Genomic DNA, 13,952 nt, shown 5'->3' on the forward strand with positions numbered 1-13,952 from the left:
GTTTGCGAGATTGAAGCATTTCCGAGCGATTGCAACCCGATTTGATAAGCTTGCACGAAATTACCAGTCTATGATTTACATTGCTTGCATGTTTATTTGGTGTAAAGCCAAATGAGGACACGCCCTAGAATATTTCTGGCTTGTCTTACGAAGAATTTTGCATTCATATCGTCTTTATTTAATTCATTGATTTCTAGAAAAATACCTTATTAAGGCATACAACTTCCGGTTAAATAGCGGCTCATCTCGTTCATAACATCAATAAGCGCTTCAAAATTTAAACTGGAATATGATTTTTTATAAAAAATACTTCCGGGAAAGTAGCAATATTCAAAGAAACTACTGTCATAGAATCTATACTACTAATTTTCAAAAGGTTATCTTTAAAAAATTAACGACAATTTAATCTCCCATTAAGTTCAATTAACCATATTTTTGTCTGAGTACTTCATCATTTGGATGGACAGATCGAAATTATTGAATAGATTTTCTGAACGTTAAATACCATATTTTTATTTGTAGCATAATCAAATATTCAGAACCTTACTCAGCTTTTCAAAGCTACCCTATTTACAGCCAAGCGATCTATAAACTCTAAATTTGATCGAAATAAAAACTCCCACTTAATGGAAATTTAATTTTATAGCAACCTTAAACATTGAATATAAATGCAATACAATGCTCATAAATACATCGAGATATATATAACTTTTTATGTCAGCTAATAATTTTAGGAAACACCTTGATCTCAATTTAAGGCAGTTAATACTTTTATTGGCTATTTTTAGTGTGTCTAGCCTTTTTATTATTTCTCTCATTATTAGCTATCAGATCGTAAAAAATCAGTTAATCGACAACTCTCTTGCCTTAAATTCTGACCATGCCCATAAAATTGCATTAAGCACAGACAACCATTTTAGAAATATGCTTCTTGAGCTGGACTATAGCGCCAAGATATTAGGTCAAGACTTTAATAACAATGAGCTGAGAGAAGCCGAGGTCAATAAATTAAAATATCAGTCTGAACATTATAACAGTGTCGTAATCAGTGATACTCAAGGCAGACTAATCAATTTTTCACCGAATATTCTGAATATTGATAGAAGTAAAATACAACATACTCAAGGGATTACTGACTCTCTTTATAACAAATCCACTTATATATCTTCACCCTATTTTTCTGTGCAAAAAAATATGATTGTGTTTATTTCTCAACCTATTTTTGACAAGTCAAATCACTATCAGGGCTTCATCGGTTCAGCGATTTATTTAAAAGAAAAAAATGTGATCAATCAACTCCTAACCACTTATAAAAATTATAAGAATAGTTATATGTATTTGATTAATAATGAAAATAAAATTATTTTTCATCCGGATCGTGAAAGAATTGGGCAATGGGCCAGCAATAATACTGGTCTGGAATATATGCATGCGCATAAAAATGGTCAAATTCGTTTAATCAACAGCCAGGGCGTTGATAATCTGGCAGGTTTTTCTCATATTCCGACTTCAAACTGGATCGTGGTTTCCCAGCAACCTACCCATGACTTACTTAAACAGGCAAATTCTATCCTCTATAAATTAGCCGCAGGATTCTTTTTATTTTATCTGCTTGTTTTTTATATTGTATGGCGACTGTCTGATTCTATCTCGGCCCCATTGAACCAACTGGCAGATATGGCGAGTTTACTGAATCAGGCAGAAATCGGCTCAAAAATTAAGGATATCCAGCCCTGGTACTATGAGGTCACAAAATTCAAGTTAGCCCTACTGCTGAGTGTTCGAGAATTTTCACAACAAATGAGCAAGATGGATCATCATATTAATACAGATCCTTTAACTGGCTTGATGAATCGTCGTGGTTTGAATTATGTCATGACTCAAAACATGAAAATGAACATCCCTTTTTCAGTGCTTCTGATGGATGTGGATCATTTTAAAAACATTAATGACAATTACGGTCATGATCAAGGTGATGTTGTCTTAAAGCATATTGCCAAGACGATGCAGCAAAAATTTCGTAAAGATGATATTTGCTGCCGCTACGGTGGTGAAGAATTTATCATTATTATACCGAACAGCAATCTCACTGAAGTTTATGAAAGCGCAGAAAGGTTCAGAAAAGAAATTGCAGGTAAAGAGATTCAGGACATAGGTCACATTAGCATTTCGATTGGTATTGCTTCTTGGCCAGACAGTTCTAAAAATATTCTAGACGTTTTGAAAATTGCTGATAACAATCTTTATCGGGCGAAAGATGATGGCCGTAACTGTGTGCGATACTAATTTGATTTATTTTTCAGTTTTATAGCTTAAATAAATGGTGCGCTCAGCGGGACTCGAACCCACGCCACAGGCTTCGGAGACCTGTACTCTATCCAGTTGAGCTATGAGCGCATCTTTTTTGGATCGCGCACATCATAACAAAAAAAAGCATAAGGTAAAGCAACTATCTCTAACTTCATCATTTTTATGCTTAAGCTTTATACAATGTTCCAAAACAGCAACACAGAATTGCATGTGAATCACTTGGCTTATTTTGCGAGATCACTCACAATATCTCAACTTTTCACCATTTGAGATATTCATGACTGATGCACTGATCTTAAGGGATGTGTCGAAGACCTATCGCAATGGCTTTCAGGCATTGAAAGGAATTAACTTAAATGTACCAGAAGGTGAATTTTATGCGCTATTGGGGCCTAATGGCGCAGGAAAATCTACTACCATCGGTATTATCAGTTCATTAACAAAAAAAACCTCCGGTACAGTCGAAATTTTTGGTCATAATCTGGATACCCATCCTTCTGAGGCCAAACAGTGCCTAGGTGTAGTGCCTCAGGAATTCAACTTTGCCCAGTTTGAAAAAACCTTTGATATTTTGGTGACTCAGGCAGGCTATTATGGCATTCCTAAAAAAATTGCACAGGAACGGGCGGAGCTTTATCTGACCAAACTGGGTTTATGGGAAAAGCGTTCCACTCAGGCCCGCATGTTATCTGGCGGGATGAAACGTCGCCTGATGATCGCGCGTGCCATGATGCACGAACCGAAACTGCTGATTCTGGATGAACCGACGGCTGGTGTTGATATCGAGTTGCGTCGTTCGATGTGGGAATTTTTGAACGAGATGAATGAAAAAGGCACATCTATCATTCTGACCACGCATTATCTAGAAGAAGCGGAAATGCTGTGTCGCCGCATTGCGATTATTGATCGCGGTGTGATTAAAGAAGACACCACCATGAAAAACTTCTTGAGTCAGCTCAATGAAGAATCGTTTATTTTTGATCTGGCCGAACCGATTGAACCTTTGCATCTGGATATCATCGGCGTGCGATTTAACCTGATCGATCCGATGACTTTAGAAATCACCATGGACAAGGCACATACCATGAATGATCTATTCCAGTTGCTGGAATCACAAAATATTCAGGTACGCAGTATGCGCAATAAATCCAACCGTCTGGAAGAACTTTTTGTGAAAATGGTCGAGAAAAATCTGGATGGAGCTGCGCAATGAACATTAATCAACTCAGCGTAGCTTTATATACCATTATCTATAAAGAAGTGCGTCGCTTTATGCGCATCTGGCCACAAACCCTGTTGCCACCTGCAATCACCATGAGCCTGTACTTCGTGATCTTCGGTAATCTGGTCGGTTCACGCATTGGAGAAATGGGCGGCTATAGTTATATGGAGTTCATTGTGCCTGGTCTGATTATGATGGCCGTGATCACCAACAGCTATGCCAACGTTTCATCTAGCTTCTTCAGCTCAAAATTCCAGAAAAGTATTGAAGAACTGATCATGAGTCCGGTACCGATGCATGCCATTTTATGGGGTCATGTATTGGGCGGTGTGATTCGTGGGATACTGGTTGCGATCATTGTCAGTGCAGTGAGCTTATTTTTTGCTGACTTATATATCACCAACTGGTTCGTAACTATATATACCGTCTTGATTACTTCCCTGCTGTTTTCTTTGGGCGGTTTTATTAATGCCGTCTATGCCAAATCTTTCGATGATATCTCGATCATCCCGACTTTTGTTTTAACACCACTGACCTATTTAGGTGGTGTGTTTTATGCTATTTCGAGCTTAAGCCCATTCTGGCAAAATTTATCTTTAATTAATCCTGTCGTGTATATGGTCAATGCGTTCCGCTATGGCATTTTAGGACATAGCGATGTCAATGTTGCCATTTCACTGACAGTGATTACCTTATGTTGCGCCGTGCTGTATGCAGTGGCCTATCATTTACTCTCCCGTGGTTCAGGAATGCGTGAATAATGAGTTTAGAACAATCTCTCCTTGGTAAAGACACCAATTACCCGACAGAATATCAGCCTGATGTTCTGTTTCCGATTTCGCGCGCGCCTGCCCGTGAACAATACGCACATGTCGAAGCGATTCAGCAAGGTGCAGACTGGTGGCATGTATTTGAAATTTCCTGGTTAAATTCAACCGGTGTGCCGCAAGTGGCTATTGGCCGCATTAGCTTGCCAGCGTCTTCGCCGAATCTGATTGAATCCAAATCCTTAAAACTGTATTTCAATAGCCTGAATTTTGCCAAGTTTGAATCTCAAGATGCCTTTATCACGACGGTCGAAAAAGATTTATCTGCTGCGGCTGAAGCTGAAGTTAAACTGCAATTGTTTCAGGTCGATGAATTAGAGATCAGCAAGCCGGAAGGCATCTGCATTGACGAGCTGACACCTGACCGTCTGGAAAATCATCCAGATGCCAGTTTATTGGCTTTGGATTCGAAGGATGCAGCAGAAGGCGAAATACAGCTGTATTCACATTTACTCAGAAGTAACTGCCCTGTCACTGGCCAGCCGGACTGGGGAACAGTTTTTATACGTTATCAGGGTAAAAAACCTTGTTATAAGAGTATTTTAGCTTATATTATTTCCTACCGTCAGCATAATGGTTTCCACGAACAATGTGTGGAGCAGATGTTCGCCGATATCTGGCAGCAACTGAAACCGGAAAAGCTGATGGTCTACGCAACCTATACACGCCGTGGTGGATTGGATATCAACCCTTGCCGTGTATCGGATTTAACATGGATGCCTCGCCCTATTCGTTTAGCGCGACAATAAAAAACATTGAGGTTGAACAATGCCATTTTTTGGGTTTATTCCTTCTGCAGAGCTTTTAAATACAATTCAGACTGCACAAAAAAACAAAAATTCAAGTGAGCCGCTTTACCCATTGCGTGATAAAACCGCATTGATGATTAATGATGAAATTATTGATGCGATTCTCACCGAGCTGGTGCGTCGCTTCCCTGCCAGTGATAAACGCGATACTGCGGAAAAACTGGCTGGCTATATCAAGTCGACTGTTGCAGTTTTGCTGAAACAGTTATTGAGTAAAGCACCAAATGACGTAGTCAGAGAGTCGATTGCATTCTCTGAGCGCAGTCTGTTTAAAGATCCTGAAGGACATTTCCGCATTGGTGAATCACTGGATGCCAGTCTGGTGACGAATTTAAAACATCATTACGCAGAACTTAAAGCCGGTCAGACTATTGATAAACAAGCGTTCAGCAACCTGTACAAACAATTTGGTGAAGCGACAGTCCGACATTTTATGGTCGACTTTAATAAAACCCTGGATCTTGGCATGATCAAACGCAAGGCAGCAGATATTGGCGCATCTGCAGTGATCAAGGCCATCAATATGGCAGCAGATAAAATTATTCTGAATTTGAATAAAGATGAGCTGCGCGCCATGGCCGAATATCACGACACTTTGTTCTATACAGAATAGTTTTGGATAGCATGGTTTCAAGATTTTCTACAAATCTTGAGGAATTAGCCTGACTTCGGTCAGGCTTTTTTATAATCAGTGAAATAGCTTGTTACAGATAAGCGACTCTATAAGACAAACTGCCGTAAAAATAGCCAATCCATCGCTATTTTTGTATAAGCGGCTAGGTCTCTTATTCATCCGAATGTTATCTTTAATCTGGCACTTTAAGCCTCACGATTGAAAAAATTTTATCAATCTTTTTCATGGCATGATTCAAATGACATCGCCAGCAACTCATCAAAAAACTGGAAATCGTAGCAAGATGTTGAAATCAGATTTTTATAAAAAGTTTAAGCAGCTTTCAATCGCACTTACCGCATTTGGTCTCAGCAGTTTGAGTCTGGCCAACGATTTCCAATATCACCCTTCTTATGCCGCTTTTAAGCAGAATGCCATGCAAAGCTATGGGCTAAGTGCCCAGCAAGTAGATTCCGCCATGAGCGGGACGCGTAACCTGCCCAATATCATCAATATCATGAATCGCCCAGGTGAAAGTAAGCCTTGGTATTCGTATAAAACTAACTTCTTAGCTGAATCTACCATTCAGCGCGGCGTACGTTTTAAACAGCAATATGCAGAAACGCTTAACCGTGCTGAACAGCAGTTTGGTGTACCACAGGCGATCATTCTGGGCATTTTAGGTGTAGAAACCGGTTTTGGTAGCAACAAGGGCTCTTTTGTCACTCGTGATGCCCTAGCAACCTTAGGGTTTGGCTATGAACGTCGTGCCCAGTATTTTCAGGATGAACTGGCTGCTTTAATTGCCTGGTCGTATAGAGATGGTGTTGCCACCTCTTCTGTGGTGGGTTCGTATGCCGGCGCTGTTGGCTATCCGCAGTTTATGCCGAGCAACATTCCAAAATTCGGCGTGGACTACGATGGCAATGGTCATATTGACCTGCGTAACTCAGCGGTAGATGCGATTGGTTCGATTGCCAACTATCTGGCACAGCACGGCTGGCAGCGTAATCAGCCCATTGCCTTTCCGGCACGTTATACCGGTTCAAATCCCGATGCCGTGATTGCCAAAGATCTGACTCAACCTATGCCTTATGGTGTGTTAAAAACGCAAGGCATCAGCCCGATGAATCCAATCGTAAAAATTGACGATCTGGATCTGGTCAATGTAATTCAATTACAAGAGAATTATGGCTCAATTTACTATATCACTTATCCAAATTTTCAAGTGATTACCACTTATAATCGCAGTCGTATGTATGCCACTGCTTTGTGGTTATTAGGTACCGAAATTACCAGCCGTTAACACTAAAAATTAATACAAATTATGAAAGTCAACATTTTTATAGGTTAATTTGTGCGTATTTTAAGCAATTTTAATATTATGTTACAATATTGATTATTTTTTGATCAATCATTGTTTATTTTGCGTTCTTTTTTTAACTATTTTAATTAAACACTAGACAGGGTATTGCCGGCATGAATATTATCCATTTCGTTAAATGTAGTTGCATAAGTTAAATATCAGGCATGTTTACATGGTTTTTCAGCCATTTATGAACAACCAATAGATATGCTGTTAGGAGTTGATTCGATGCATTCTTCAATTTTGAAGTCTTTTATGGCCATTGCCACGATCGTCACGCTGACGCAATCACAGGCAGATATGGTTCCGTCATCTTCATTCACCAATGAAAATGACAATTCGCGTCTTGCCACGCGAGTACTCAATAAAGAAGCTCAAAGCTTCAATTCAAATTTCACAAATTTGAACAGCCTTTCAATCACTGAGCGTTCTGGCGATAAAGTTCGCCGTGAAACCATTGCAGCGAAAATTGAACTTCCTGCAGAAGAGCCTTCAGTGATTGAAAAACTGAATACAGTGGCTTCTAATACTGTACGTAAATTCAGTCAGACAGGTACAGCGTCTTGGTATGGTCGTCAATTCCACGGCCGTAAAACTGCAAGCGGTGAAACCTTTGACATGAACGCAATGACAGCTGCCCATCGTAGCCTGCCATTGAACTGCTATATTCGCGTAACCAACCGTAATAATGGCAAGAGCGTCGTGGTTAAAGTAAATGACCGCGGTCCTTTCCATGGTAACCGTGTTGTTGATTTATCTTACGGTGCTGCGAAACAGTTGGGTATTACCAGTGCAGGTACTGCAAAAGTCAGTATTGAACGTGTCGCTGGTCCAAATTCTTAAGATTTGACCTGCAACACATTTAACAAAAGCCACAGCAATGTGGCTTTTTTATTGTGCTCATTTTCTAGAAGAATATAAACGCTCCTGCTCAGCCCTATCTTAAAGTTCTTTCAAGAAAATTTTGGTAGGCTCATCCTGCCTGATAAAATTCGCTCGCTTGCATGATTAACTTTTGACCATATCCGGATTCTGCTTTATATTTCCAGATAAGCAAAAACATGTTCATGGAATGGAGCGAAGAATGAAAACAATATCTGAATGGTTTGATGAATATAGCGACAGCCATCAAAATAAAACCAACAAGCTAATTCACTGGGTTTGCGTACCGACCATCTATTTTTCGATTATTGGCATTCTGGCGCATTTCAGCGCTTTGCTGACTACCCTGCTACTGGTTTTGGCTTTTATCTTCTATGCACGCCTAGATCTTGTTTTGACAGTAGCGATGGCTACGTTGACTTTGGTCATGGCCTGGCTCATCTGGATTCTGCCAGTCGGTACCGGTTTCTTTATTGCCCTGTTTGTCTTAGCCTGGATTGGCCAATTTTATGGGCACAAAGTGGAAGGTAAAAAGCCTTCGTTCTTCAAAGACCTCCAATTCCTCCTCATTGGCCCAATTTGGTGCATGGATGCCTATTTAGGTAAAATCCTACCGAACTGGAAATCGCGCCATAACAGCGCAATTATGAGCGTTTAAACGCCATATTCGATTTATCCAATTGGAAGAACCTTATTGATAGGTTCTTCCTTGATGTTTTAACCAGCCATCGACATGTTTTCGCGCAGGGTCATGATGCGTCCAGTGAATCACCCCGCCCTTGTCACTGTATTCATATTCTCCATAAAACTCGACCTGATCCTGTTTTTGAATACTCTGAATACGCGGTGCCAGATCGATATTATGTGCAACCAGTACAGTTTGGCCATTTGGTAATTCGAGGATAAACTTTTGATGGCGCGATCCTTCATGATCATCTGGCAAAACGGCAATCACCTGCCCGCTTGAACGCACTTGTAGATCACTCTGGCGCTGTTGAAACGCCCGTGCAATTCGGTCCAGATCATCAGTCGTTTGAGAGGGTACTAAATTAGGCTCTGAATGAAGCGTTTCAGTTGTAGCATCAGATGCGGATGGAACAAGTGGTTGGGATTGCTGTAGATCCAGGCCCAGATAAGCAGCAATCAACAGTATAATGATTGCCCCGATGCCCAGATTGGTTTTATTTGGCATTTTTTTATAACTTTTTATTAAATGATGAATACATGATCTGAGCTCTATCACTAGACCCAAATCCTGCTCTTGAATTGCTGATGAAGAATAGACCAGCATAAAAAAGCCCCATCAATCAGATAGGGCTTTTTCTAATTCCTCAGGAATTATTTTGCAGCAGCTTGAGCAGCAGCAACTTCTTCAGCGAAGCTCATTTCTGCTTTTTTCTCAATGCCTTCACCAACTTCGAAACGAACGAAGTTTGCAACTGTAGTACCAGTTGCTTTAAGAACGTCCGCAACTTTCTTGTCGTTGTCGATTACGTACATTTGACGCTCAAGCACAACTTCATTCAAGTATTTCTCAACAGAACCTACAACCATCTTCTCAACGATGTTTGCTGGCTTGCCAGATTCAAGTGCTTTCGCTTCAGCAATTTCTTTCTCTTTCGCGATAAGCTCAGCAGAAACGCCTTCAGCATTTACAGCGACTGGGTTGAATGCAGCAACGTGCATTGCCAAGCCTTTACCTGTAGCTTCATCACCAGTGTAAGAAACAACAACACCGATTTTAAGGCCGTGTTTGTAAACTGCAAGGTTTTCGCCTTCAACAATTTTCGCACGACGTACTTGGATGTTTTCACCGATTTTTTGAACAAGAGCGATACGCGCTTCTTCAACAGTTGCACCATCTTCTAGTTTCAATTCAGCGATTTGAGCAGGATCAGTTACGTTTGCAGCAAGTGCAGCAGCAGCAACTTTCGCAGAGAAACCAGCAAAGTTTTCGTCTTTTGCAACGAAGTCAGTTTGACAGTTAACTTCTAAAAGAAGTGCTTTGTTGCCGTCTTGAGCAATTGTGATCGCGCCGTCAGCAGCAATGTTACCTGCTTTTTTAGCAGCTTTAGCTTGACCAGATTTACGTAGGTTGTCGATCGCCAGTTCAACGTCGCCGCCCGCTTCTGTCAAAGCTTTTTTACATTCCATCATTGCAAGACCAGTACGATCGCGCAATTCTTTAACCATGCTTGCTGTAACTGCAGTCATGTTTATCTCCTAAATTCGGTAGAAAATGAATTCTTTTTAGAACAGAAACGGCCCAGAGGAGTTCTCATGGGCCGCCTGCATACATAACGCTTACTTTGCCACCATCACATGTCGCAAAAATGACAAGCTAGCGTCAAACGCATTAAGCCTCAGAAGCTGGAGCTTCTTCTGCTTTAGCTTGTGCATTTGCTTGTGATTGAGCATATTCTTTACCAGCAAGAATCGCATCAGCCATAGCAGAAGCATAAAGTGTTACTGCACGGATCGCATCATCGTTACCCGGGATAACATAGTCTACGTTGTCTGGGTTAGAGTTTGTATCAACGATACCGATTACAGGAATACCAAGGTTCTTCGCTTCTTTGATTGCAATCGCTTCGTGATCAACGTCGATTACGAATAATGCGTCAGGTAAACCACCCATGTTTTTAACGCCGCCTAAGCCACGCTCAAGTTTTTCCATCTCACGAGTACGCTCTAGAGCTTCACGTTTAGTCAGCTTAGCGAAAGTACCGTCTTGAGATTGAGTTTGAAGGTCTTTTAAACGGTTGATAGATTGGCGAAGTGTTTTCCAGTTCGTCAACATACCACCTAACCAGCGGTGATCTACATATGGTTGACCAGCGCGTTGAGCTTGTTCACGGATGATCGCAGAAGCTGCACGTTTAGTACCAACGAACAAAACTTTGTTCTTTTTGCTAGCCAAGTTGTTAGCAAAGTTCAAAGCATCATTTAACGCAGGAACAGTGTGCTCAAGGTTGATGATGTGAATTTTGTTACGCGCACCAAAGATGTAATCACGCATCTTTGGATTCCAGAAACGAGTTTGGTGACCAAAGTGCGCGCCAGCTTGAAGAAGGTCGCGCATGCTTACGTTGTAATCTGCCATTTTCTTTACCTTAAAGTTTGGGTTAGGCCTCCATATACCCGCATTCTCCACCCTAAAGGGCACCCAGAGTAATGTGTCGATATATGTGCGGATTTTTTTGCCTCATCGCACAAAGCCCGTGAAATTTATTCACGAAAAAGCATTTGATAAAATGGGCGGCTATTTATACCATAGTCACACACAAATTTCCAAAAGTTTTTAGAGATCATGAACAACACTTATCAAGCTCCACGTCGACTCATCAAAACCCCTGACGAAATTGAAAAAATGCGTGTGGCAGGGCGACTGGCGGCAGAAGTTTTGGATATGATCAAACCGCATATTGTTCCAGGTGTCACTACTCTGGAACTTGATACGATTTGTCATGACTATATTGTCAATCAACAACAGGCAATTCCTGCATGCTTAGGCTATGGCGCTGCACCGGGTCGACCTGCCTTCCAACATACTATTTGTACTTCTGTAAACCATGTGGTGTGTCACGGCATTCCATCAGACAGTAAAAAATTGAAAAAAGGCGACATCCTGAACATTGATGTGACCGTGATTAAAGATGGCTACCATGGTGACACCAACATGATGTATATCGTGGGTGGTGAGACTTCAGTTCTTGCCAACCGTCTATGTAAGGTAGCGCAAGAAGCCATGTACCGGGGTATTGAAACTGTAAAACCGGGTTCAACTATTGGCGATATTGGTCATGCCATTCAGCAGTATGTTGAATCTGAGCGTTTTGGCGTGGTACGTGAATATTGTGGTCACGGTATTGGTACGACTTTCCATGACGAACCGCAAGTGCTGCATTATGGTCAACCAGATACTGGCATGGTGCTTGAAGAAGGCATGACCTTTACCATTGAGCCAATGGTCAATGGCGGCGACTGGAAAACCAAATTACTCGGTGATAAATGGACAGTGGTCACCAAAGATCACTCATTGTCGGCACAATATGAACATACAATTCTGGTGACTAAAACCGGCGCGGAAATTTTAACAGCACGCCCGGACGAAGATTTGTCACGCTTTAGTGCGTAACCACAACATCAACAACACAAAATGGTCACTTTAAAGTGGCCATTTTTATTTTATATTTCATGCATCAATATGCATGACCGAGATGTAAAAAGTCTCCCCTTGCCTGCTTCCAGCGCATCGAAATTCAAGATAAAGTTCGGCCAATACACCATTTTTTCCTTAAAGTTTTCCAAATTCTTTTGCCCTATCTGCACCATTTTAGGCTAAGATAATGTGCTTTTTATTTTTTAATCCCTATAAGAAGGAATACTGCCGTGGACGTACGTCTCTCTGATCGTGTGAATGCCATCAAACCGTCCCCTACGCTTGCTGTGACCAACAAAGCTGCTGAATTAAAAGCTGCAGGTCACAACGTGATTGGTTTGGGCGCAGGTGAACCAGATTTTGATACCCCTCAACACATCAAAGATGCAGCAATTGCAGCGATTAACAACGGTTTCACCAAATACACCGCTGTTGACGGTACGCCAGGTCTTAAAAAAGCCATTATTGCTAAATTCAAACGCGACAATAACCTAGACTATGCAGCAAACCAGATTCTGGTTTCTTGTGGTGGTAAGCAATCATTCTTTAACTTGGCCCTTGCTTTGTTAAACAAAGGTGATGAAGTCATCATCCCTGCACCATTCTGGGTAAGCTACCCGGATATGGTGATCATCGCTGAAGGTGTTCCTGTTATTGTGAAATGTGGTGAAGAACAACGTTTCAAAATCACCCCTGAACAATTAGAAGCTGCAATCACTGACAAAACACGTCTAGTAGTATTGAACAGCCCGTCTAACCCTACAGGTATGATCTACACTAAAGCTGAGCTTGAAGCGCTGGCTGACGTACTGCGTAAATACCCAGAAGTATTTATCGCATCTGATGATATGTACGAACCAATCCGTTGGGATGACGAGTTCTACAACATCGCAACAGTTGCACCAGACCTTTATGACCGTACTATCGTATTAAACGGTGTATCTAAAGCCTATGCAATGACTGGCTGGCGTATCGGCTACGCAGCGGGCCCTGCTAAACTTATTGGTGCAATGAAAAAGATCCAATCTCAGTCAACTTCAAACCCAACTTCAATTTCGCAAGTTGCTGCTGAAGCTGCCTTGAATGGTCCTCAAGATGTACTTGAGCCAATGATTGAAGCATTCAAACGTCGCCATGACCTAGTTGTGAAAGGCTTGAATGACATTCACGGTATTTCTTGCTTGCCTGCTGATGGTGCATTCTATGCATATGCCAACATCAAACCGTTGATTCGTGCCAAAGGTCTTAAGTCTTGCACAGAATTCTCTGCATGGTTATTGGAAGAAACTGGTGTTGCAGTGGTTCCTGGTGATGCATTCGGTCTTGGCGGTTTCATGCGTATCTCTTACGCAACGGCTGACGAAGTACTTGTTGATGCACTTGCACGTATCAAAAAAGCTGCTGATTCTATCGAAGGCGTTGATGCTGCGATTGCTTCAATCGAAGCTGAAAAAGCTGCAAAATAATCTAGCTTGCTAGATAAAAAAACCCGCGAATTTCGCGGGTTTTTTTATGTTCTTCAACATGTATTAAACAGTGAGCCGTATTCGCTTATAGCTCAAGTATTTCATGAGTAAACAAACAAAACATAGACTTGCTGCAATCGTGTACGCAATACTCAACATCCACCAAAATGATGTGTGCTTAAAAAACAGGAGGGTTTAACTTGGTAAACTATACATACTCATTAGGAGTTTACCATGAGCAAGAAACAGAAGACTTACACCGCAGAATTTAAAGCTGAAGCCATAAAAGCCATTG

General features: G+C 41.3%; 13 protein-coding genes, 1 tRNA gene and 1 pseudogene. 11 read left to right on the plus strand and 4 right to left on the minus strand.

What is annotated here, in order from left to right:
- Positions 1–115, plus strand: a pseudogene (locus tag FTV42_RS14450) (IS5/IS1182 family transposase); the annotation flags it as partial.
- A 599-nt stretch (positions 116–714) separates the two neighbouring features.
- The gene (locus FTV42_RS14455) at positions 715–2,286 is read left to right on the plus strand and encodes a sensor domain-containing diguanylate cyclase (RefSeq protein ID WP_180039127.1); all 1,572 of its coding nucleotides are present in this window, start codon (positions 715–717) and stop codon (positions 2,284–2,286) included.
- Between the two features lie 35 nt (positions 2,287–2,321).
- Here FTV42_RS14455 and FTV42_RS14460 read toward each other — a convergent pair.
- Positions 2,322–2,397 (minus strand) — tRNA-Arg (locus FTV42_RS14460).
- A 190-nt stretch (positions 2,398–2,587) separates the two neighbouring features.
- On the opposite strand from FTV42_RS14460, the gene FTV42_RS14465 reads away from it, so the two are divergent.
- The 7 genes from FTV42_RS14465 to FTV42_RS14495 all read left to right on the plus strand — a co-directional run bounded on the left by FTV42_RS14465 (position 2,588) and on the right by FTV42_RS14495 (position 8,687).
- Positions 2,588–3,523, plus strand: a complete 936-nt coding sequence (locus FTV42_RS14465) for an ABC transporter ATP-binding protein (RefSeq protein ID WP_180039128.1) — start codon at positions 2,588–2,590, stop codon at positions 3,521–3,523.
- A complete protein-coding gene (locus FTV42_RS14470) occupies positions 3,520–4,293 on the plus strand; it encodes an ABC transporter permease (RefSeq protein ID WP_004279041.1) in 774 nt (257 codons plus the stop codon). The genes FTV42_RS14465 and FTV42_RS14470 overlap by 4 nt, the downstream gene beginning before the upstream one ends.
- Positions 4,293–5,108, plus strand: coding sequence for an NADPH-dependent 7-cyano-7-deazaguanine reductase QueF (gene queF, locus FTV42_RS14475; RefSeq protein ID WP_180039129.1), 816 nt, complete (start codon positions 4,293–4,295; stop codon positions 5,106–5,108). Before FTV42_RS14470 ends, queF begins: the two co-directional genes overlap by 1 nt.
- Positions 5,109–5,127: 19 nt before the next feature.
- Positions 5,128–5,781 carry a hypothetical protein gene (locus tag FTV42_RS14480; protein ID WP_129716451.1) on the plus strand — a complete coding sequence of 218 codons (654 nt, stop codon included), beginning with the start codon at positions 5,128–5,130 and terminating at the stop codon, positions 5,779–5,781.
- Between the two features lie 304 nt (positions 5,782–6,085).
- Positions 6,086–7,087, plus strand: coding sequence for a lytic murein transglycosylase B (mltB, locus tag FTV42_RS14485; RefSeq protein ID WP_180039131.1), 1,002 nt, complete (start codon positions 6,086–6,088; stop codon positions 7,085–7,087).
- Positions 7,088–7,375: 288 nt separating this feature from the next.
- Positions 7,376–7,990 (plus strand): septal ring lytic transglycosylase RlpA family protein, encoded by a 615-nt coding sequence (locus FTV42_RS14490; protein ID WP_004279046.1) that lies wholly within the window; start codon positions 7,376–7,378, stop codon positions 7,988–7,990.
- Positions 7,991–8,231: 241 nt separating this feature from the next.
- Entirely contained in the window at positions 8,232–8,687 is a 456-nt protein-coding gene (locus FTV42_RS14495; protein WP_004645605.1) for a DUF962 domain-containing protein, read from the plus strand.
- 33 nt (positions 8,688–8,720) lie between these two features.
- Here FTV42_RS14495 and FTV42_RS14500 read toward each other — a convergent pair whose 3' ends face one another.
- From FTV42_RS14500 to rpsB, 3 genes are all read right to left on the minus strand, one after another.
- Entirely contained in the window at positions 8,721–9,221 is a 501-nt protein-coding gene (locus tag FTV42_RS14500) for a DUF3465 domain-containing protein (RefSeq protein ID WP_026056543.1), read from the minus strand.
- Between the two features lie 146 nt (positions 9,222–9,367).
- Positions 9,368–10,243: a translation elongation factor Ts gene (tsf, locus tag FTV42_RS14505; protein WP_004279049.1), complete on the minus strand. Its 876-nt coding sequence runs from the start codon at positions 10,241–10,243 to the stop codon at positions 9,368–9,370.
- Between the two features lie 142 nt (positions 10,244–10,385).
- Entirely contained in the window at positions 10,386–11,132 is a 747-nt protein-coding gene (gene rpsB, locus FTV42_RS14510; RefSeq protein WP_004279050.1) for a 30S ribosomal protein S2, read from the minus strand.
- Between the two features lie 207 nt (positions 11,133–11,339).
- Between rpsB and map the strand changes: the two genes are divergently transcribed.
- Together map and FTV42_RS14520 are read left to right on the plus strand one after the other, a co-directional pair.
- Entirely contained in the window at positions 11,340–12,167 is an 828-nt protein-coding gene (map, locus tag FTV42_RS14515; protein ID WP_180039130.1) for a type I methionyl aminopeptidase, read from the plus strand.
- Positions 12,168–12,421: 254 nt separating this feature from the next.
- Complete coding sequence (locus tag FTV42_RS14520) at positions 12,422–13,657, plus strand: pyridoxal phosphate-dependent aminotransferase (protein WP_005103791.1); 1,236 nt, start codon at positions 12,422–12,424, stop codon at positions 13,655–13,657.
- The last annotated feature ends 295 nt before the right edge of the window (positions 13,658–13,952 follow it).

It is taken from the genome of Acinetobacter sp. YH16052 (genome assembly GCF_013417155.1).
Lineage (GTDB): Bacteria > Pseudomonadota > Gammaproteobacteria > Pseudomonadales > Moraxellaceae > Acinetobacter.